Genomic DNA, 21,170 nt, shown 5'->3' with positions numbered 1-21,170 from the left:
GATTTAAGTCTAACAGCATACTAAAGGCAGACCATTGGAAACAATCACCATCGATATTTTGGGCAATATAGGGCAAACCGTGCAACTGGCAGTAGCGCCGGTTTTTTTGCTAACCGGTATTGCCGCCTTTCTAGGTGTGCTGTCCAACCGCTTAGGCCGTATTACTGATCGAGCCAGAATTTTAGAGCGAAGACTTGCTACGACCACCGGCGAACAAAACGAATTTCTGCAAAATGAACTGGCATCGCTATGGCGACGGATTGGTATGATCAATAAAGCCATCCGCCTCTGTACCATCAGCGCTCTATTGATTTGTTTAGTGGTGGTTACGCTCTTCCTTGGGGGCTTATTACATGCCAGTCTTTCACTGGTGATTGCCTTCTTATTTATCTCCGCCATGCTGGCTTTGATAATGGCGCTAATTTACTTTCTCAGAGAAGTCACCCGGGCAACACAGAGTATGCAGATGGGCATGGAAATCGCGGTGGATGACATTCTGAAAGAGTAATGCCTTCGCTTGGCGTAGGGTGGATTATAATCCACCACTTTTATGCTCAGAGCTCTTTCTGGTGGATTATAATCCACCCTACGATTTAAGCAGTAACGCCCTTTTTGGAAATATACATCGAAGCCCAAACAAAACACGGAATCGTCAATACCGAACAAATATCAGCGGTAATTAAGGCCCAGGTTAATGGCTGTTCACTGCCCGATGCCTGCATAAATTCACTCACAAAACCGGTTAGTACTGCACCGCAACCAATACCCACTAAATTACAGGCCACCAGTAATAGGCCCGCTACAGTGCCGCGCATAGCCACTGGGGATAAATCCTGGGCCGTGGAAAAAGCAGGGCCATAGAACGACGACATAAATAAGAAGCCCGCACTCATACCCATATAGAAAATAATCGAGTCACTCTCCGCAAAACGATAGCCGATCGTAAAGGGCGTAATCACCAGCATCAAATAGGCGAGAAAACGGATACGGCCGCCGTTAAATCGGGCTTGGAACCAGTCACTGGCAATACCACCAAATAACGTCCCTATGGTGCCGAAGATAATAAATAAACCGCCGTAAACGGTAGCAATTTCAGCCGCATCAAAGCCACGTTCACGTACCAGCCAAAGCATGGCAAACTGCCCTGCCCCAACCGGTATATGTAAAAATACAGCGCCGGCAATGGTCAACATTAATGCCGGGTTAGCCCGTAAACTTCTCATCACATCAGAGAAACTGTTTTTCTTTAGTGCTGCCTGATTATCGGCTGGTGCTGTATCAGCTGGCTGATCCAAGCCGCCTCGTTTGGGGTCACGCATAAAAAACAGCGGGATAGCCAGTAGCACACCAAGAGCACCTAGCAGTAGGAAGCAGTTGCGCCAACCGAGTATTGGGCCGAGGATACCCGCCACAATAAAGCTACCACCGGCTCCCAAAGGAATACCTAAATAATAGATACCCAATGCCATACCCCGTTTATTCTGGGGATAGAGATCAGAAAGCATTGAGACTGAACCGGGGGTTAAACTGGACTCACCCGCACCAATAAATAAACGGGCCATGGCAATTTGAAAAAAGTTTTTAGCGATGCCGGAATAGGCAGTCAGTACACTCCATAACAACAAGCCAGCAGCAATCAAACGGGGGCGATGTACACGGTCTGTTAAGACCCCCATAAACAGCCCCATCACTGCATAGAAAAAGACAAAAATTAAACCGGTCAGCAAACCAAATTCACTATCGGTCAGCTGTAGGTCTTCAACCACTTGCGGGCCAAAACTACTTAACAGGTTTCTATCTACCATATTAAGCACATTAAGCACCATCAAAAAACCCAAAATAGTATGGGATTTGCTGGGTTTGTAACCGACGCTGGTTGGATCACTCATAGTCTTTGCCTGTTATTAATCAATAAGGTGTTGATGGTTAATGGAAGTGCCGCCATCCACAGGAATGACTGTACCATGAGTATAGGCACCGGCTTTGGAACAAAGATAAATGGCAATCCCCGCCATTTCTTCATCACGCCCTACTCGGCCCAATAAGCTATTGGCTTCCAGTTTTTCTTGCATGGTGTCAAATAAATAGCCGGTCATTTTACTGGGAAAAAAACCGGGGGCTACCGCATTAACGGTAATCTGACGCTTACCTAACTCTACAGCTAAATGGCGGGTTAAATGATGCACTGCCGCCTTGGATGCACTGTAGGCATACATCCCGGTATTATGAGCCGTGGCTATATGCAGACCATCCACCGAGCCTATATTTACAATTCTGGCGGGGTCGTCTTTACTGGCTCCCTGCTCCATCAGTGGTGTTAAATCACGACTAAGAGCAAAGACTGACTTTACATTGATGGCCATTAATTTATCAAAAGCGGCTTCCGGATACTCTTCATAACTGGCACCCCAGGCACTGCCCGCATTGTTCACCAAAATATTCAGCTGCGATTCCCGGGCCGATAGTTGCTCAATCAGTTGTTGGCGACTTTCTGGCAGTGTCACGTCACTGGCGATAGCAACACAGTCACCAAAGGCTGATAGTTCTTCCGCTACCTGTTGGCATTCGTCGGCTTTGCGGGCGCTAATATAAACCTTGGCACCGGCCTGTAATAAGCCCTGAGCAATCATCCGGCCAATACCCTTGGAGCCGCCGGTTACCAGCGCAACTTTTCCCGTTAGAGAAAAAAGATTTTGAAGACTTAAATCTGAGGCTGACATAAAACTCTCACCCAAACCTTAAACAGACGCTTGCATAGCAGCAAGATACTGCTCTTTAATTTCACGTTTAAAGATTTTATCGGTAGCTGTACGCGGTAACGGTTCTTCACTAATAATAAGATGTGAAGGAATCTTATACGCCGCAATATGATCTTGAAGAAATTCAACTAACTGCTGCTCTGTGATCGAAGCATTGGCCTTCATAAATAACTTGGCGCCTACCACTTCACCCAGACGTTCATCAGGCACTGCAAACACGGCCACTTCCGCTACTCCTTCATAAGCATAAATAGCAGCTTCTACTTCATTACAGCTAATATTTTCACCGCCGCGTATAATAATATCTTTAATCCGGTCGACGATAAAAAGCATATTCAAGTCATCGAGATAACCCACATCACCGGTATGAAACCAACCATCTTTAAAGGCATCGGCTGTCGCCGTTGGGTTATTCCAATAACCGCGGGCATTGGCTGGGCTTTTAATACAGATTTCACCACGTTCACCAGCAGGCAGACTATTGCCCTGCTCATCCACAATGCGGATTTCGGTAACAGCAGGTGATGGCATACCCACACTATCGGGACACTCTATATAGGTAATACCCGCGTTCACAGCGCCCATGGCATTGGTTTCTGTTAAACCATAACCGTTGACCGGGTTCATTTTAAAAGTCTCACTAATACGGCGCACATGCTCAGGTGGTCTGGCGGCCCCGCCTGAGGCTAATTCAACCAAGCTGGAAATATCGCGGTCGGTATTTTCTGCCGCATCCAGTAGTTCCTGTGACATGGTGGGCACACCATTCACATAGGTGACTTTTTCCTGCTCGATTAATTTCAGCGCCTCTTGCGGGTCCCACTTATGCATCATGACCACTTTACGGCCGATAATCAGCGAGAGTAAAAACAAACTATGGCAACCGGTCACATGAAATAAGGGCACTGTTAATAAGGCCACTAAATCATCCGCCTCAGGCATATTGTCAGGTTTGGCACCGGCTACTTCAGACCCTACAGCCAGTAATAACCAACTCACTAAAGTATTGATAATACTGCGATGGGTCGCCACTACACCTTTGGGTTTACCACTGGAACCTGAGGTATACAGTATGGTGGCATCATCATCGGTGGAAATTTCAACGGTTGGCATCTGCTGATCAGCACAAGCACTCATCAGCTCTGAATAGTTAAATTGAGTATCGGTACTGGGCTGGCTATTGGCCGCGCTGCTAATCACAACTGCGCGTATATCCATTGCTTGATAAAACGGCTCAATGCGTTGCATACGCTGGTTATCCACCACAACCACTTTGGCACCACAGTCTTGCAGGCCGTACTCCAATTCTTCTGTCGTCCACCAACCATTCATCGGTACAGCAACAGCACCCAGTGAAGTAGCGGCCATAAAGGCCACAATCCATTCGGGATTATTACGCATTGCAATTGCTACACGGTCGCCTTTTTTAACATCAAATTGTTGCGTCAGGATATAGGCAAACTTTGCCGTCTGCTGATAGGTATCCATAAAGCTCAAGCGCTGCTGGTGATAGACCAAAAACGTTTTTTGGTTATGCTGCAGGCAAGCCATATAAATATCACGCAAACTGCCAGGTGCCGGCTTATAGACGGGCAAGCTTTGACCCAGCACATCCGCTTGAATAATTTCAAAATCACCACCCGGCGCGGTTAAACCGGCAATGGCCTGCTGAATATTGTCTAGCGTATTTTTAAGTGTCATAGCATTAAGTATCCAGTAAAAAGTTGGCTTCTTGGAACAGCGGATTAGGGTAGCTATAAAAACCCTGTTTGGTTTTTTCACCCAAGTGCTCAAGGTCCAGTTTTGGCTGTAGATAAGTATCAACAATGGCTGCAGCGGCAGGAGTAAATAAACCGGCTGCCACCAGTTGATGATAATTTGTTAGAAAGTCATTCAGGCCGATGGCATCCAGCAACCCAAAAGGACCAATATCCAAATAGGTGGCTGTCATCCAGGCCCGATCAATATCTTTAGGTTCGGCCACAGCTTTATTGGCGATAATAATGGCGTTTTCAATAATGGTGGCGACCAGAATACTATCGAGGCCAGATAAATCTTTAGCGGGGTCAACAAAGCCAGCTTGCTGATAGGCAGGGTCCGGGTATTGATAAAAACCTTTTTTAGACTTCATACCCAAATCACCCCGTTCAATATACGGGGTAATAAAGCCGAGTATTTTAGTACGCAGGGCTTGCATCGCCGGGTCCGGTCTGGGTTGCTGCCAGCTATCGGCGATCACATCCAAACCAAATAAATCCATCATCGCAAACGGCCCCATAGGTCCCTTGCGGTGACTCAGCCAAGCAGCATCCAAGTCTTCGATCGTGGCAGCTTTTTCTATCACTAACATCATCGACATGGTTAGTAATGGCCCGAGTATCGCATTTAATACATAGCCGGGGTTTTCCTTTTTCAATACTAAAGGAACGGCATTAAGGCTGAGCACATAGCGCTTTAAAGTATCAACCGTGCTAGCATCAGTACGAGGCCCGGCAACAATATCAATCAGCAAGGCACCTAAATGGGAATGCAGGGCAGCAAAGCGTTTGCCGCTGGCCAACGGGGCTTGAATTTCCGATACCATTAAGTTCGAGGTGTTAGTGGTCAGAATACAATGCTCAGGGCAAATAGATTCCAACTGTTGATGTAATTCCTGTTTTAGAGAAAGACGCTCAGGAACGGACTCACTAATCAGATCAGCCCCTGCTACCGCCTGTGATAAATCCGTTTCAAAACGAATACGAGACTGGGCTTCGGCAATCGCTTGCTCAGTGCAAAAGCCTGAGCCCACCAAAAATGCACCGATATCTTGTTGCGCCTGAGGAACCTGCTTAAAGCTCTCTTCGTCGATATCGAACAGCACGCAGTCATAGCCCACCAGAGCCGCTAACAGGGAATTAAAACACCCCATCGTGCCAGAGCCGATAAAACAAACACGATTAATATCATTCACCTTCATAATGATCCTTTATCAATACTAGCGCAGTGTGCGCGTCCAGCGTTCAGGCACCATTAAGTTGGTACTGCCTTTAGTCACAATAGCCGGTAAATTCTCCAGCATCGGCAAATCTGCCAGTGCATTAACAATATGGAACTGGGTCGGGTTTTGCTCCCAGGTCAACTGATGCCAATCTATCTGCCCTTCCCCTACCGACACTTCAGTAAAAATATTTTCTGAAGGGTAGGTGGTAATCTCATTAACCACTTCCGGGCCAAAGCCACCCAGAGCCGGTAAGTAACGCCAACCCATTGGGTTATCTTTATCGACATTGTCTTTTTGACTGGCGGTGACCTGTTCTGCATCCACCGCAACCAGATTACTGACAGATAAGTCGACAATGGTGCTATCAAAATGACTGGCCGTGCAGGACCATTTACCCTGGTCAATGCTATGTTCTGGAATATCGGCATACACTTTTGGGATACCCTGTAACTCTCTGCCCGATAAAATAGGGTCGGTCAGATTTTCCCAAATCACTAAACTATAACTGCCCTCTATCGGCCCTTCTTCACCCTGATAAACCACCGCCGCGGTCACACCGATCATGTTATAGCCACGACCAGCCAACCAGTCGACCTGTTTATTACAGGCATAAAAAACGGAAACAATAGCGTCCTCAGCCACGGTGACATTATTCGGTAAATAGGCTGCTAATTTTTCTCTATCGGTACGATAAGATAATGTCATGGCCGTTACATCGCGATACCAACCACTGGTTTTTTCGCCAATATAACGGGGCCCAAAATGCGCGGGCATCATATAACTCTGCATGGGATCAAGCTTAAACATAGTGTTGTTCTCTATTTTTTCTTAAATACCAGCAATACATTGCCGGGCATTTGTTTGATATAGCTATAGCCGCTTTGCAGGACCAGATAACCATGCCCCACCGCAGGACCGGCGTTGTCTAAAGCCCCACCATGAGCCTGTACACCATTTAAAGTATCGAAGCTTCTATTGGTGGGAAATTGCCATAGCGGCTTACCGTCGTTGGCAGCAAAGGCATATAAGGTGCCGTTTAAGGACCCCGCTAATACCGCGCCATCAATGGCGGTTGCTGCGCCAGAAAATCCATAGAGAAAATGACAGGCTGGCCACTTTTCGGAATGTCTTTGTGCCGTGGTGTTATAGGTTGAAGCATCAATCTTGCAACCGCGCTCTGCCTGATAGCGCCAATTAATTGCACCGGTAGTAATATCTAAAGCGGCAATACCAGGCTGTGGTTTATAGGTCCAGCCTTGAATATCCCAGTCTGGGTCAGCGACTGGAACAAAAACTTGTTGCCCCGCTACGGCCATACCCCAGTGCACACCGCCGACAGGAGTACCGTCAGAGAGTTTTTGCTGCCATACAACGGCACCGTTTTTATCCGGGTCCAGCGCATAAACATCGCCAGATTTCTGCGCCGCTAATAATAGGTCTTTGCCGTTTTTATCCTGAGTGATAACAACCGAGGCACCAAAGTCAAAATCGGGGCCGTAATTTTCAGGGCAATTTGGCCCATCGGGAAAACCCAGATAGCTAACACAGGCCATATTGTAAACATCATCTTTACGGGCTTGATAAATCCACTGCTGCTTACCGGTATCCAGATCTAAAGCAATAATGGCATCGCTGGTAGAGGTGGCAGGGTGAGAATAGTTTTCACCGGTGCCTATATATAAGCGGTTACGTTTGGCATCGATAGCCGGTGTTGTCCATATCGGTGCACCGGATGGCCCCCATATAGTGGTGTCTACTGCATTTTTACCCAAGGGTTTGGCAGCCGCTGTGGTTTCGTAAGTCCACAGTGTTTTACCCGTACGAATATCCAGGGCCACTACTCCGCCATGGGCTTTGCAACATTCATATTTTGAATTAAAGGTTTTAGCGATTTCACTGGTCGACAAGGGGACAAAGAGTTTTTGCTGGTGCAATACCGGAGTACCGGTAATCACAATATCATCCAGTGCGATTTTTTTAGCCCAGACTTCGCTGCCATCAGTAGCATCGACTACATGCACTACCCCATTGGCATCACCGTAAAACAGGATGGGAGTATTGCTCTCTGGCATGCGCGCAAAACTTAAGGCTGAACGAACCGGTCCACCACGATGGACCCACTTTAAACAGCCACTGGCTAAATCAAAGGCATAGATAGCACTACTGGATTGCACACCCAGATAGAGCGTATCTTCAGTAATTACTGGCTGAGACCGCATCTCGGTAGTGCCGGGAAAGCCCTGCGCCCAAGCTAGCTCAAGTTCAGGTAAATCATTGGCCGTTAAACCCGCCAAGGCCTCCGGTTGATAGCGGTGATTATTAAGGCCATAACCCCAGCCAGTAACAGCAGCATTAATCTCTTTTGACGCTGTGCCCGCATCGCAGGCCACGGTAGTTTCCCAGGCCCGAGGGTCTTGTACACCAGTGCTTAAGTATTTGGCTAATTGGCTGCGCTGCTTATCACTTAAACTGGCCGCCTGCTGCTTCATTTTACCTTCCGTCATTGCAAGCAATACTTTTTCTTCACTCATGGACTTTAAGATACTAAAAGCAGGGGCGCGTATTTGTGGATTAGAATGGCATAGCGCACATTTTTCTTTGTAGAGGCTGGCACCCTCGGCATTGCCTTTTAAATGGGTGACAAACCAGTCCTGGGCATCGCGTAAGGCATTGCGGTAATTCTCACCACGGTACATATCGTAGTGTTTACCGGGGTAAGTGACATATTTGGTTTCAACACGGTCTTTAATCGCTTCGTGCAGTACCAAACCATTTTTATCCCGGGCAAAAAGTTCTTCTTCCTCGGCATCAATAATCAGGGTGGGCATGGTTAATTGTTCGGCATAGGCCAATGAATCAAAATTCTTCATCCCGATCCAATCGGGAAAGCCTTTTAAACCGGGAATAATCGCCGCTTCAGCGCCAGGGTATTGGGTGATTTCCCCCGGGCGCGCTGGGTTTCCCAACGCCTTACCATACCATCGGTAATCATATCGAGGTTGGCTTTAAAGTTAACCGCTCCAATTTGATCAACATAGGCTTTAACACGGTTATCATTGGCGCTGGTAACCAAGGCTACACCACCGCCCAAGCTAGTGCCCCACACACCAATATTGTTAGACATTACCTGGGGTTCGCCCGCCAGGTAGTGTAGTGCAGCTCTGGCATCAGCAACCATCGATAAAGGGTTTACAATTTTGCGGATATGTTTGGCTTTAAGATCAATATCGGCAGAGACTTCTATAGGCTGCAAGGCTTCAGGCACCAATAAAGGCCCATCACTTTCACCCCAGCCTTTATAATCGAAGGCCAATACAATAAAACCCAGTTCGGCAAATTGTGGTCCATAAGCACGCTGCAGATGTTGTTTTACCCCACCCCAGCCATGCACTAATAAAATACCCGGCAATTTATCACCGGGTTGTAAATTCTTTGGTTTGTAGATATCCCCTTGCAGGCGAACACCCTCACTCCAGAGAGTAATTTCTTTATGATCTACCTTATCTAAGCGGGACTCTATTTGCGCACCGGTTTGTGACAAAGCGGGCACAGTAAAGAAGACCATCAGCAAAACTAATCGCGCGGTTAATTTAACCAGGGGTTTTAGTAAAGCGCTGACAAGCATAAAAGACCTTAAATAATTACAGACAAACGGCTAAAAATAGCCAGATAAAAAAGGCTGGCACCGAAGTGCCAGCAAGGGAGACTAGCTAGATAGGCTTAAAACTTGTACTTGAATTTAACGCCGTACATTTGTGGATCGGTAAGCGCTACCGTATTAACACCAGAGACTGTGCTTGGACGGTCACGCAATGTCACTTCACGGTTGTCTTCGATGTTTTTAATGTAGGCTGTCACTTCCCAGGTTTCGTCCTGACTGGCCGCACTAATACGGGCGTCAATACGATCACGGGAATCAATCAAATCATAATCGTCGTTATTGAAAGCATTGGAATATTGCTCATCGGTGTATTGATAGGTCAGTACAGCCGTCCAATCCAGATCGATCATCGTCCACATAACCACGGTATTAAGCGATGCCTTATGCTCTGGAGCATAGATAAAGTTATTACCACTCAGGTCTTGAACATCACAGATAGCCGGGTCAACCGGGCTGCCGTCATTTAACGCGCCGCTAGCCAACTGACAAGCTGTCGTATCAATCGAGTCAAAATCTTTGTACTCGGTATTGTTGTATGAGTAGTTACCGGTCAGGCTTACATACTCATTAACCAATGCACTAAATTCTGCTTCAAGACCGTAAGCTTCCGCTTCGGCGGCATTTTCATAACTGGTTAGCGGTACACCGTTAACCACATCGCTTTTCAGCACTTGCAGATCGGTATAGTCGTAGTAGTAAACCGCAGTACCGACATTTAAACGACCATCCATTAAGGAGCCTTTATAGCCAGCCTCAAAAGACAATAGGTCTTCAGGGTCAACCGTACCTACATCTGAGTTGTCGGTTGGGTTCATCAGGTTAAAACCACCAGAGCGATAGCCCGTTGCCGCAAAGGCATATAAGAAGTGATTTTCATCAAGGATATGATCAACCCCTAAACGCCAGGTGATTTTATCCCAATCTTCATCAATCTTGCGCTCTACAACATTGTCAGTTGGGTCGCCGATAAGACCTGGGTCAGTCGCATCTTCATACACATATTGTACAAAGGTAGTGTCCTGGCCTTCTTTTTCATCATAGGAATAACGCAGACCAAAAGTAATTGTAGTCTGGTCAGTCCAGTCCCAATCCATCTGGCCATATACCGCATAAGAGGTTGTATCCAGCTGTGAAGTACCTCTAAACAAATCACCATCAGGGTTAACCGGCAAGCCACCCGGTACCACGGCTGCTAAAGCAGTATAAGCGGCAACCACATCAGGGTTATTTTCAATAAAGGCCAGTTCCTGTGCTTCATCACTGTTGTAGTAATACAAACCGGTAGTGAAGTTCAGGCTACTGTCATAGTTGGTAATAAACTGGATTTCATGGGAGGTGAAATCAGCTTCTTGAGAAAAGGGGCGGGTAATATCAGCGGGCGTTAAAGACAAGCCTGTAATCCTTGAAGCCGGCACAGATACACCAGGGAAAAGCTCAAACTGCATCTGGCTCCAATCCAAACCAGAGTCTGCCTGAGTTAACAAATCCGCATCGTAGTCCAGTTCAAAATCAAACTCGGTATAGCCACCGGTATATTTGATCAGGTAATCATCAGCATCATATTCACTGATAACAATAATCTGCTTGCGCTGGTTATCTTGATAAGGGTCGCGATCAACCGAGACTTTATCGATATCTCTAACCGCTGGGTTGTCTGTAGTCTGGCCCTGGTTTGGGTTAGCAAAGTTATTGTCAGGGTACATACCTGGCAGGTTACCTGCGTCCAAGGTCGCATCGATATAATCTGTAACAAAAGGATCCGGCGCATAAGCGGTTTCAGGGCGAATGTTCGATTCGCGGTTAACCAGCTTTATACTGTTGCTCCAGCTCTCTGTGGTTTCATGGAAAAAGTGTAAGGTGGCGTACTGGCTTTCTGCCTGATCATGATCTTTACCGTTGGCGATATTGTCCTGGAAACCACTACGCTTGATTTCAGATATAGCACCTAACATGGTCAATTTATCCGTCAGCGGACCACTCACCAGCCCCTGCCCTACGGTGTAATCATGGTTGCCCAGTTCAGCAGTGACTTCACCACTCCACTCAACGGTAGGCTGCTTACTAATAAAGTTAATTGCACCACCAATAGAATTACGGCCAAATAACGTGCCCTGTGGACCACGCAAAACTTCCACACGCTCTATATCTAAAAAGTTAGCAAAACCAAAAATATCATTTTCAGTTGAGTAGATACCGTCCCAATAAATACCAACACCGGGATCAGAACCCAGCGCAATATTCGGGCGACCTACACCACGGATGCTGATCCGGCTAGGGGCGATAACCAGAGACGGTGAATGAACCACCAGGTCTTGAGCGTTATCGATACCCAATAGGTCACGCGTATCGGAATCAAAAGCACTTACTGATGCTGAGGTTTCCATCAGGGAGGATTCATCCCTGGTGCTCACAACAATAATTTCTTCTAACACCACCTGAGCGGTGGCAGTGGTTGGCATAATACCCGCCGCCAATAATGTGGCCAGGTATAAAGGTGATCGTTTGCTTCTACAGTTATTCAAGGTCATTCCCCCGTTGGCTTACTTATGATGATAGCTCTGAACTACAAAAAGTGGTCTTAGAACTATAGCTTTATTTCGTAGACGTACAAAATTTATAATTATTATATTTGCATGTCAACAAATTTAGTGATTATATTAATCACTCTACTGAGAAGATAACAGCTTAAATAGCCTACAAATCAGGGGCAGGACCGGGTAGAGAATGAAAAGCCATAAAATATTGTAAGCAATTGTTTTATATATATTTATAACCAATATTACTGGCTAAAAGAGAAAGCTTTGTGATGGATTTTTATTCAGCTTAACGCAGTAATCACTGAGAATTTCGCCCGATTCCTTATAACCAAAATAGTAAGCATTAAATTCGCATTAGAGCGAAAAATTATTAATTAGCTGATAACCACTTCATTCGTTATAATTCGGGCCGCTAGAAAGTTTAGCCCCAAGGACTATAAACTGAGCCATTATGAGCAATAACGACAGCGCCACAGCCGCCAAAGCCCCCAAGAAAAGAACCCGCCGCACCCAGGAACGGACCGAGATTACCCGTGCCAAAGTACTGGAAGCCGCCACGCGTATATTTTCAGAACAAGGCTTTGAAGGGGTTTCTATCCGTGATATTGAAAATGCTGCCGGTGTCCAGCGCGGCTTGGTCGCTTACCATTTTGACGATAAAGATAATCTCTGGAAAACCGTTGTCGACGCTACCTTTGGCCTGATGCGGGATGAATTTACCCATCGCCAGGAAATTATGAAGGAGCTAACGGAAAGGGACAGGCTGGCTTTTGTAGTGCGCTTTTATGTGCGCTTTCATGCCAAACACCCTGAGCTAAGCCGGTTAATGAGTCAGGAAGCCCGGCAACATAGCTGGCGCATCGATTACCTGACCGATAACCATATCCGCCCTGCTGCTCAGCTAATGGAAAAATTGGTCAAAGAAACCCAAGGGCTGGACCGAGACCAATTTATCCATTGGTACTATATTATGGTCAGCGCCAGCTCGACGATCTTCTCTTTTGCCCCTGAGTGTGAATTATTATTTGGGGTGGATTCAAGAACAGAGATCCGCGTGGAAAAACACGCGGATATGCTGGTAGATATGCTCTTTGGCAAGATGAAATAAGCAGCCTTTAGGCACTCATCTCTTGAACATCACCGGCCAGAATTTCTTCAGCCAACTGATCGGCAATACCACTGGTAGCATGACCCGTTTGATCAGACCGGGTAAAAATGGTTTTCAGAGTGTCACCAATGCGCTCCACATGGGCATCCACTTTTTTACGGTCCCGTATACCTTTAGTCTGGTAATAAACATCGATAATGCCGCCGGAGTTAATCACATAATCCGGAGCATATAATATGCCCCGCTCTTTTAGTGCCAACCCCATATCAACCGTGGCCAACTGATTATTCGCTGCGCCCGCAACGACTTTGGCTTTAATCATATCGATACTGTCGGCATTAATCGCCCCACCCAATGCACAGGGGGCCAATACATCCACATCAATCGACATAATATCGTCCAGCGGTACTTCAATCACACCTAACTGGTTAACCGCCCGTTGAATATTGGCAGGATTAATATCCGCAGCATAAACGGTAGCGCCCGCTGAAATTAATTGACGGGCAAGGTGATAACCAACATTACCAATACCTTGCATAGCAATACGCACACCCTGCAAGTTACTTTTAAACTGGTGCGCCACCGACGCCACTATACCCTGATAAACACCATAGGCCGTGATCGGTGATGGATCTCCGCCATGTTCTTCGCCGGTCACCACGCCCGTTACATAAGGGGTTTTCTCCCCCATAATCGCCATATCGGCCACGCCGGTACCGGAATCTTCAGCGGTAATATAAGTACCGCTAAGGCTATTAATAAATTCCCCCATCGCCAATAGCAATTGGCGGGATTTATCCTGGTGAGGGTTACCAATAATCACTGACTTACCGCCACCCAAGGCAATACCCGCTAAGGCAGACTTGTAGGTCATACCCCGCGATAAACGCAGCACATCGCTTAGGGCTTCAGTATTGGAAACATAAGAAAACATACGGCACCCCCCAACGCAGGGCCAAGGGTAGAATTATGGACGGCAATAATGGCCTTTAGTCCTGAGGCCTGATCTTCTTTAAAGGCAACCAATTCATGGTGATCAAAGTCCGGGTGATCAAATACATTCATAGCTTTATCTCGGTAATCAGTGTTTAGGGTTAGGCGGCAACAGCGAGAACATCAATAATTTCACCGCGCAGCTGTTTTAACAGGGTGTGTTTTCTTACTGCCAAGGTCTTTACATGACGGGCTTTAATATGGCCATAGCCGCGAATATATTCAGGCGTTAAGGCCAAAGCTATAGCAACGTCATAGTTGGCTGGACTTAGCTTTGCAATAATCTCGGCAACCAGCGCTTCATAGTCCGCCAACAGCTCTCTTTCCAACTGGCGATCTTCTGAATAAGCAAACACATCAAAGGCGGTACCACGAAGGAACTTAAATTTTGCCAGCACTTTAAAACCGGCCATTAATAACTGGGGAAATTGACGCTTTAAGGGCAAGCCGGTATCCGCATCTTTTTTCGCCAGACCGGGAGGGGCTAAGTGAAATTGTACATGGTAATCACCTTCAAACTGTTGCTTGATGCGGTTTTGAAAATCTCCATTGCTATAAAGCCTGGCCACTTCGTATTCATCTTTATAGGCCATCAGCTTATAAAGGTATTTAGCAACGGCTTTAGCTAAGCGGCCGTCATTATTATCGATAATTTGACGCTCAGCTTCCTGTACCTTATTAACCAGCAGCTGATAGCGGTCAGCATAATCACTATTTTGATAATCTGTTAAACGCTGGTAGCGGTCTGCAATAATGTCATTAATTTTCTCCAGAGGCTTAAAGGCCGGTTTAATCTCAGCGCAGTCTAATACCTGCTCCAAATCAACAGCGGCACGACGCCCCCATAAAAAGGCCTTTTTATTAAACTCTACCGCCACACCATTTAATGTAATGGCCTGTTGCAGCGCATCAACGGTAACGGGGATATAACCCTGCTGGCAGGCATAACCCAACAGAAATAAATTACTGGCAATAGAATCACCAAAGAGCTGTGTAGCGATGGCTGTAGCATTAATAAAACCCACCTTATCCCGACCCACTTCATCTTGTCCCACTTCTTCGATAATAGACTGCTTCATATCCTCAGAGGTAAAACGTAAATCAGGGTCAGTAATAAAATCGGCGGTCATGGATTGATGTTCATTGATAATGGCGTAGGAACGTTCAATATTCACTTTGGCCAGTGCTTCATCACCGGCACTCACGACCAAATCGCAGCCCAGTAACAAATCCGCATCACCGGCGGGAACACGGACTGAGTTAATGGCTTGCTGGTTTTTACCGACGCGAACATGGCTTACTACAGCACCAAATTTTTGCGCCAAACCGGTCTGGTTCATCGTGGCGCAACCCTTGCCTTCAATATGAGCAGCCATCGCCACTAATGCAGCGATAGTTAATACACCCGTACCGCCAATACCCGTCACAATAATATTCCAGGGCTGGCTATCAATAGGGGCAACAACCGGTACAGGTAAGTCTTTAAAGTTATTCGGCCTTTCAGCCAGGGTGCTTTTTCTCAGGCTACCACCGACAACAGAAACAAAGCTGGGGCAAAAGCCTTTAACGCAGGAATAGTCTTTATTGCAGGCACTTTGGTCAATTTCACGCTTGCGGCCCAGCTCGGTTTCCAGCGGTGTCACCGATAGACAATTGGATTGGATACTGCAATCACCACAGCCTTCACAGACTTCAGGGTTAATCATGATCCGTTTGGGGGGATCTACCATTAACCCCTTTTTACGTCGGCGGCGTTTTTCTGCGGCGCAGGTTTGCTGGTAAATTAACACGGTGGTGCCTTTAATATCACGTAGCTCTTTTTCAATACTGATCAGATCATCACGATGGTCAATAGAAAAGCCATTAAAATGTTCAAGTTTTCCCTTATGGTCTTCCGGGTAATCGGATACCAGGGCAATACGCTGTACGCCTTCACCTCGTAACTGCAATAACAAACGATCAATAGACAGCGGGCCATCCACGGATTGACCACCTGTCATCGCTACAGCATCGTTATAGAGAATTTTATAGGTGACATTAACTTTAGCGGCTATGGCTTGACGGATAGCCAAGAGGCCAGAATGAAAATAAGTACCGTCGCCCAGATTTTGAAAGACATGCTTAGTACTGGTAAACGGAGCCTGCCCTACCCAGCTAACGCCTTCGCCCCCCATTTGAGTAAAGGTATCTGCTCGACGATCGCCCTTTTCCCATGTGCCCATATAGTGACAACCAATGCCCCCCAAAGCACGACTACCTTCGGGTAACCGGGTGGAAGTACTATGGGGGCAGCCGGAACAGTAATGGGGGGTGCGCTCTAATAGCTTGCGAGGTTGCGCCAGAGCCTGCTCTTTTTGCAGATAAAAAGCCAAACGCTTATCAATAATATCGTCCTGATAAAAACGGGCTAAACGGGCTGCAATAACACGAGCAACCATCGCCGGGGTTAATTCACTTTGATTCGGCAGTAGGTCATCGCCCTCTTCGTCAAACTCACCGATCACCTGTGGCCGACGCTCAACGGGCCAGTTATAGAGCTGGCTGGTTAATTGGTCTTCAAGAATTGAGCGCTTCTCTTCAACCACCAGGATTTCTTCCAACCCCTCGGCAAAATTATGCGTACCTACAGGCTCAAGCGGCCAACTCATCCCCACTTTAAAAATACGTAAACCAATCGCGCGGGCTTTTTCTTCGTTAATCCCTAAATCTTCCAGCGCTTGCATTACATCCAGATAGGCTTTACCTGTAGTCATAATACCAAGGCGGGGTTTATCACTATCAATCACAACTTTGTTAAGGCCATTAACTCTGGCAAATTCCCGGGCGGCGTAAATTTTATATTTATTTAGCCGCTGTTCTTGTGCCAGAGGTTTATCAGGCCAGCGGGCATGAACGCCATCTTCAGGCATTTTAAAATTTTCAGGGATAACAATATTGACGCGGTTGGGATCGACCTCGGCAGAAATCGCAGAGTCCATATTATCGGTGATCGCTTTCATACCCACCCAGGAACCACAAAAACGCGATAGCTCCCAACCGTACACACCGAGGTCTAACACTTCTTGTACATTGGCGGGATTGAGTACGGGGATGGAAGCACCAATAAACATATGTTCGGATTGGTGCGGCAGGGTTGAAGATTTACTGGCATGGTCATCACCGGCAATGGCCAGTACACCACCAAATTTTGAAGTACCGGCGGCATTGGCATGTTTGATCACATCCATACTGCGATCAAGACCCGGGCCTTTGCCGTACCACATACCAAAAACGCCATCGTATTTGGCACCTTCAAATATATTCACTTGCTGGCTGCCCCACACAGCGGTGGCGGCTAAATCTTCGTTGATGCCGGCTTGAAAGGTAATATTATGCCTATCCAGAAAGGGCTGTGCTTTCCACATCGCCTGATCAACTGTCCCCAATGGCGAACCGCGATAGCCGGAGATAAAGGCGGCGGTATTCAGGCCGCGATCTACATCTCGCTGATGCTGCAATATAGGCAGTAGCACCAGTGCCTCGATGCCTGTCATATAGGCGCGTTTCGACTTTAGTGTGTACTTATCGTCCAGCGATATATTCGTTAATACAGTGTCCGGCATTCCATCCCCTCACAGCGTGATCTAACCAATAAATTAAGGCTTGTTTATGGGGGAAATCATAGCGATTTGGGCTTGAAATTTTTATTCTAATAAACCGGATATATGCCGAATATTGTAATTTTTATACGACAATTGAATAATAATGAGAATTTTAATCCAACAATCAATTTTATTAAGTCTATAATAAACAACAGCATTGACTGTAATAGGAACCGATCATGAGCACAGAACTAAGCCCCCAGGATATCCGTATTCTCGACCTGCTACAGCAGGACGCCAGCCTGACCACCCAAGAAATTGCCGACCGGATTAATATGTCCCAATCCCCGTGCTGGCGGCGGATTAGCCGGCTGGAGGAACAGGGCTTAATTAACCGCAAGGTGGCGGTACTGGACCGGGAGAAACTGGGGATGGATATTGTGGTGTTTGCCACGGTAAGCCTTGCGACTCAGGGCAAAAAAAATCTGCAGGATTTTGAAGATGAAGTGAAATTACTGCCCGAAGTCACGGAGTGTTACACCATGACGGGGATGTGGGATTTTATGTTAAAAATTGTTGCTCGGGATATTCGTCATTATGAAACCTTTGTGCGGGAGTATTTGGTGAATTTGAATCATATTGGTGAAGTGCATTCCCATGTGGCGGTGACTGAAATTAAGAATACAACGGCATTGCCGCTGGAAACACAGCTATAGGCTTTATCAAGGTTTGACATTACCTGGAGTTTTCCCGAAAAACTTACGATATGCCCGAATAAAACTTGCGGTATCAGCATAGCCCACATGCTCGGCTATAGCATCTAGCCCACCCTCGTGATGTATCAACATCTCATGTGCGTTACTAAGGCGCACGTACTTTAAATACTCCATAGGTGTTTTATGATATTCCGCCTTAAAAGCTTGAGTCACTGAGGTTCTATTACTTCCTACCCGAGATGCAAGTATTTCCAATGTATGCCCAACGGCGAACTCGCGATCAATAATATTTTTAATCTCATAAGCCATTTTTGCCCTGCGTGAAAGTGTGGCCCGCTGCTGCAAACTTTGACAATTTCTTTCAGCCCATCGCGCCTTATTAAGAGCGAAAACCAAGAGTTCAATAGACTTTGCCTTAACAAACGCAGGCCGAAGCCCACCAAAGTCACCAAACTCAGCCACTTCATTGACTGTTGCTATTAGACTATTGGAACCTGGAAAAGTGTATGTTCTCTGATCTACATGGCCCTTTGAAGATAGTAATTCAACTAGAGTATTGCGGGAACGTTCACCAGCACTAAGCAGCAACAATAAATCTTCCGGGCGTAAAAATATTCCCACATAACGATAGCGTGTTGCTGCAATTTGGCGGCGTGTCCAAGTTGATTCTCCAGTCAATATATCCAGACGACAGTCACCAGGTAATAATCTCTGCGGCTTACCATCGTTGATAATAATGTCATATTCACCTGAAACACAGCACTGTAAGACGATCCAGTCTGTCCCACTATAACTGGTAGTTTGCAAATCAAGCGCCTCAAAGCTTGTGGTAATTACAGAGAAACCTGATGATAGTTTTACAATTTCCTGAACACCTCTTTGATAAGAGTTATTAATTCTATAGCGAGTTAAGTGCCCCCCTGGGAAAAACTCTTCATCGTCTATAAGTAACTCATGTTTATCCGCTAACTCACGAAGTCTGGAAGAGCCGGAATAGGCAAAGGCGTCCATAAAATCGTTATTCACCGCTTGCTGCATTTTTTCACCACCAAAAAATGGGAAAAGAACCATAAAAGGCTCTCTTAAAAGAAAGCCAATTCAAAATACTGATTAAAGATCATCCCCACAAAGAAGAGCTTGGAATATCAACTACACCACCCTCACCATAATGAAGACCATGCGCTACATCCTCAACAAGTAGTAAAGGGCCATCAATATCTACATACTCACAAAACTGGCCTATTACAAAGCTTGGGGCCATTGATAGGGAAGAACCTCCCATATTACCTACCATCAGCCCTTTGCCATCTCGTTTAGCTAGCTCTACAATTTTTAATGCATCCGTTAAACCACCACACTTTTCAAGCTTGACATTAATAACATCATAGCGATTCTTGGCCACTTCATATTCTTTGCTATCAAGACAGGATTCATCCGCCCCGAGAGGTATAGGTGACTTGAAGTCTTCAAGTTCCTCATCGGCTCCTCGCGGCAATGGCTGCTCAATCATGGCAATATTCAATTTTTCAGCAGCGGGCAAATACTCCTTTAGCTCGGAAAAGCTCCACCCCTGATTGATATCAACAATGATGTTTGCATCAGGACGGGCAGCCCTGACAGCCTCTAAGCGGGCAATAGGATCATCATTGCTTAGCTTAACCTTCAAATTTGTAAATTGCGCTGCCAACAGCGCTGCCGCCCCCATCTTTCCAGGCGTATCAATACCTATGGTTGAAACCGTCTTAAGCGGTTTTGGCTTTAAATTAAGTAATTCCCAAATAGACCTTCCTGAGCACTTTGCTTTAAGGTCCCACAGAGCACAATCAAAGGCATTTCTAGCACCACCACGTGGAAGCAGGCTCTGAAGGCTATCATTAGTGACGCCACTACCCAGCTGTTCCAGCACAGACTCTAATTGTAATGCCATTGAATCCATGGTTTCGCCTTCGTAAAAAATGCCGAGTGCCGTTTCTCCCATTGCATAGGCTTCGCCGGCTCCAGAGAGACAATTATCGACCAAAGTCACCCTTATTGTATTTGCCCCATTAAAGGTATACCCGGTAATTGAGAATGGAGTTTTATAGGGCAGGTTAATTTTTTCAATATTGATTTTCATATCACACTCCTGATTTTCAATGACTTGATGCTCTAGGATGCGACAATGTACTGACGGGTAAAACTGTCGAAAGACAATTTCTACATGCCTAAAAACAAAGACTTACAACGAAAACCACTCAAATTTTATCCACCTGAATATAGAAAACAATAAACCCCCTCCCTCTTATGTAAGACACTTTAAAGCGACAAATCCCCACCTACTCTAACCAATTAATTTTAAGGCTGAACCCTAAGCTCCCGCTTAACACGCTGCCCCGGCCCAGAAGAAACAGATAATTCAAATCGCTCAATACTAAGCCGCTCAAATAAACTGCGGCTTTGCAGCTGCTCAATAATAAAACCGTTTAATTCTTCCAGCGTGATATTACTAACGGGCAATAACAGTGTATCGCTCTGCAATAGCAACATAGTTTGCTGGTTATGGCTGACAGAAAAATACTCACCCTGCTCTTTAATATCCAGATAGGGTGAATACAAAGGGATTAAGGTATATTCATCAAGGCGCTGGCAAATAGTCCGTAGCGCAGTCTTTAACTCATTGTAATCAAAGGCCAAACCATTATTACCCACCGACGACCAGGCTCTGGCCCGCACAGTAAAATTATGTCCGTGCAAGCGCTCACGGCTTTTAGCTGAAAACACCGTAAAATGCGCGCAGGAAAAATGCAGTGACTGGTTATCCAGCTCTATCTGTACTGTATTGCTGCTTTCCAT

Annotated in this window: 17 protein-coding genes; 3 read left to right on the top strand and 14 right to left on the bottom strand. The window is 46.2% G+C overall.

Annotated elements, in window-relative coordinates; all coding sequences use genetic code 11:
- Positions 1–34 precede the first annotated feature (34 nt).
- Positions 35–508 (top strand): DUF2721 domain-containing protein, encoded by a 474-nt coding sequence (locus BST96_RS14785; protein WP_085759446.1) that lies wholly within the window; start codon positions 35–37, stop codon positions 506–508.
- Positions 509–593: 85 nt separating this feature from the next.
- Here BST96_RS14785 and BST96_RS14780 read toward each other — a convergent pair whose 3' ends face one another.
- From BST96_RS14780 to BST96_RS14745, 8 genes are all read right to left on the bottom strand, one after another.
- Positions 594–1,889, bottom strand: a complete 1,296-nt coding sequence (locus tag BST96_RS14780; protein WP_085759445.1) for a spinster family MFS transporter — start codon at positions 1,887–1,889, stop codon at positions 594–596.
- 15 nt (positions 1,890–1,904) lie between these two features.
- Positions 1,905–2,720: an SDR family oxidoreductase gene (locus tag BST96_RS14775; protein ID WP_085759444.1), complete on the bottom strand. Its 816-nt coding sequence runs from the start codon at positions 2,718–2,720 to the stop codon at positions 1,905–1,907.
- An 18-nt stretch (positions 2,721–2,738) separates the two neighbouring features.
- Complete coding sequence (locus BST96_RS14770; RefSeq protein WP_085759443.1) at positions 2,739–4,460, bottom strand: class I adenylate-forming enzyme family protein; 1,722 nt, start codon at positions 4,458–4,460, stop codon at positions 2,739–2,741.
- A gap of 4 nt (positions 4,461–4,464) precedes the next feature.
- Positions 4,465–5,712, bottom strand: coding sequence for a 3-hydroxyacyl-CoA dehydrogenase (locus BST96_RS14765; RefSeq protein WP_206045349.1), 1,248 nt, complete (start codon positions 5,710–5,712; stop codon positions 4,465–4,467).
- Between the two features lie 24 nt (positions 5,713–5,736).
- Positions 5,737–6,549 (bottom strand): acetoacetate decarboxylase family protein, encoded by an 813-nt coding sequence (locus tag BST96_RS14760; RefSeq protein WP_240554810.1) that lies wholly within the window; start codon positions 6,547–6,549, stop codon positions 5,737–5,739.
- 11 nt (positions 6,550–6,560) lie between these two features.
- Positions 6,561–8,708 carry an outer membrane protein assembly factor BamB family protein gene (locus tag BST96_RS20490; protein WP_157117971.1) on the bottom strand — a complete coding sequence of 716 codons (2,148 nt, stop codon included), beginning with the start codon at positions 8,706–8,708 and terminating at the stop codon, positions 6,561–6,563.
- The gene (locus BST96_RS14750) at positions 8,636–9,367 is read right to left on the bottom strand and encodes an alpha/beta hydrolase (RefSeq protein ID WP_157117970.1); all 732 of its coding nucleotides are present in this window, start codon (positions 9,365–9,367) and stop codon (positions 8,636–8,638) included. Before BST96_RS14750 ends, BST96_RS20490 begins: the two co-directional genes overlap by 73 nt.
- 95 nt (positions 9,368–9,462) lie before the next feature.
- Positions 9,463–11,925: a TonB-dependent receptor gene (locus BST96_RS14745; RefSeq protein ID WP_169714010.1), complete on the bottom strand. Its 2,463-nt coding sequence runs from the start codon at positions 11,923–11,925 to the stop codon at positions 9,463–9,465.
- Between the two features lie 466 nt (positions 11,926–12,391).
- On the opposite strand from BST96_RS14745, the gene BST96_RS14740 reads away from it, so the two are divergent.
- On the top strand, positions 12,392–13,048 hold the full coding sequence (locus BST96_RS14740; RefSeq protein ID WP_085759440.1) for a TetR/AcrR family transcriptional regulator: 657 nt from the start codon (positions 12,392–12,394) through the stop codon (positions 13,046–13,048).
- 7 nt (positions 13,049–13,055) lie between these two features.
- Here BST96_RS14740 and BST96_RS14735 read toward each other — a convergent pair whose 3' ends face one another.
- The 3 genes from BST96_RS14735 to BST96_RS14730 are packed head-to-tail and all read right to left on the bottom strand — an operon-like array spanning position 13,056 to position 17,643.
- On the bottom strand, positions 13,056–13,982 hold the full coding sequence (locus BST96_RS14735; RefSeq protein ID WP_240554809.1) for a Leu/Phe/Val dehydrogenase: 927 nt from the start codon (positions 13,980–13,982) through the stop codon (positions 13,056–13,058).
- Entirely contained in the window at positions 13,949–14,113 is a 165-nt protein-coding gene (locus tag BST96_RS21065; protein ID WP_240554808.1) for a hypothetical protein, read from the bottom strand. Before BST96_RS21065 ends, BST96_RS14735 begins: the two co-directional genes overlap by 34 nt.
- A 29-nt stretch (positions 14,114–14,142) precedes the next feature.
- On the bottom strand, positions 14,143–17,643 hold the full coding sequence (locus tag BST96_RS14730) for an indolepyruvate ferredoxin oxidoreductase family protein (RefSeq protein ID WP_085759439.1): 3,501 nt from the start codon (positions 17,641–17,643) through the stop codon (positions 14,143–14,145).
- A 218-nt stretch (positions 17,644–17,861) separates the two neighbouring features.
- Here BST96_RS14730 and BST96_RS14725 point away from each other — a divergent pair, with 218 nt between their 5' ends.
- A complete protein-coding gene (locus tag BST96_RS14725) occupies positions 17,862–18,338 on the top strand; it encodes an Lrp/AsnC family transcriptional regulator (RefSeq protein ID WP_085759438.1) in 477 nt (158 codons plus the stop codon).
- Between the two features lie 6 nt (positions 18,339–18,344).
- Here the strand turns inward: BST96_RS14725 and BST96_RS14720 are convergent, their stop codons facing one another.
- The 3 genes from BST96_RS14720 to BST96_RS14710 form a co-directional block, all read right to left on the bottom strand.
- Positions 18,345–19,409, bottom strand: a complete 1,065-nt coding sequence (locus BST96_RS14720; RefSeq protein ID WP_085759437.1) for a helix-turn-helix transcriptional regulator — start codon at positions 19,407–19,409, stop codon at positions 18,345–18,347.
- 46 nt (positions 19,410–19,455) lie between these two features.
- Positions 19,456–20,454 (bottom strand): dipeptide epimerase, encoded by a 999-nt coding sequence (locus tag BST96_RS14715; protein ID WP_085759436.1) that lies wholly within the window; start codon positions 20,452–20,454, stop codon positions 19,456–19,458.
- 218 nt (positions 20,455–20,672) lie between these two features.
- Entirely contained in the window at positions 20,673–21,170 is a 498-nt protein-coding gene (locus tag BST96_RS14710) for a 6-pyruvoyl trahydropterin synthase family protein (RefSeq protein WP_085759435.1), read from the bottom strand.

Origin of the sequence: Oceanicoccus sagamiensis, from assembly GCF_002117105.1 — a bacterium.
Classification (GTDB): domain Bacteria; phylum Pseudomonadota; class Gammaproteobacteria; order Pseudomonadales; family Dasaniaceae; genus Oceanicoccus; species Oceanicoccus sagamiensis.
Note: the sequence above shows the minus strand (reverse complement) of the source record. Positions and strands in the feature narration are given on the sequence as shown.

Coding starts and splice junctions, on each gene's coding strand:
- BST96_RS14710 (WP_085759435.1), bottom strand. CDS start 21,170: ATGGAAAGCAGCAATACAGTACAGATAGAGCTGGATAACCAGTCACTG.
- BST96_RS14770 (WP_085759443.1), bottom strand. CDS start 4,460: ATGACACTTAAAAATACGCTAGACAATATTCAGCAGGCCATTGCCGGT.
- BST96_RS14735 (WP_240554809.1), bottom strand. CDS start 13,982: ATGTTTTCTTATGTTTCCAATACTGAAGCCCTAAGCGATGTGCTGCGT.
- BST96_RS14720 (WP_085759437.1), bottom strand. CDS start 19,409: ATGGTTCTTTTCCCATTTTTTGGTGGTGAAAAAATGCAGCAAGCGGTG.
- BST96_RS14780 (WP_085759445.1), bottom strand. CDS start 1,889: ATGAGTGATCCAACCAGCGTCGGTTACAAACCCAGCAAATCCCATACT.
- BST96_RS14775 (WP_085759444.1), bottom strand. CDS start 2,720: ATGTCAGCCTCAGATTTAAGTCTTCAAAATCTTTTTTCTCTAACGGGA.
- BST96_RS14740 (WP_085759440.1), top strand. CDS start 12,392: ATGAGCAATAACGACAGCGCCACAGCCGCCAAAGCCCCCAAGAAAAGA.
- BST96_RS14725 (WP_085759438.1), top strand. CDS start 17,862: ATGAGCACAGAACTAAGCCCCCAGGATATCCGTATTCTCGACCTGCTA.
- BST96_RS14760 (WP_240554810.1), bottom strand. CDS start 6,549: ATGTTTAAGCTTGATCCCATGCAGAGTTATATGATGCCCGCGCATTTT.
- BST96_RS14730 (WP_085759439.1), bottom strand. CDS start 17,643: ATGCCGGACACTGTATTAACGAATATATCGCTGGACGATAAGTACACA.
- BST96_RS14715 (WP_085759436.1), bottom strand. CDS start 20,454: ATGAAAATCAATATTGAAAAAATTAACCTGCCCTATAAAACTCCATTC.
- BST96_RS14750 (WP_157117970.1), bottom strand. CDS start 9,367: ATGCTTGTCAGCGCTTTACTAAAACCCCTGGTTAAATTAACCGCGCGA.
- BST96_RS21065 (WP_240554808.1), bottom strand. CDS start 14,113: ATGAATGTATTTGATCACCCGGACTTTGATCACCATGAATTGGTTGCC.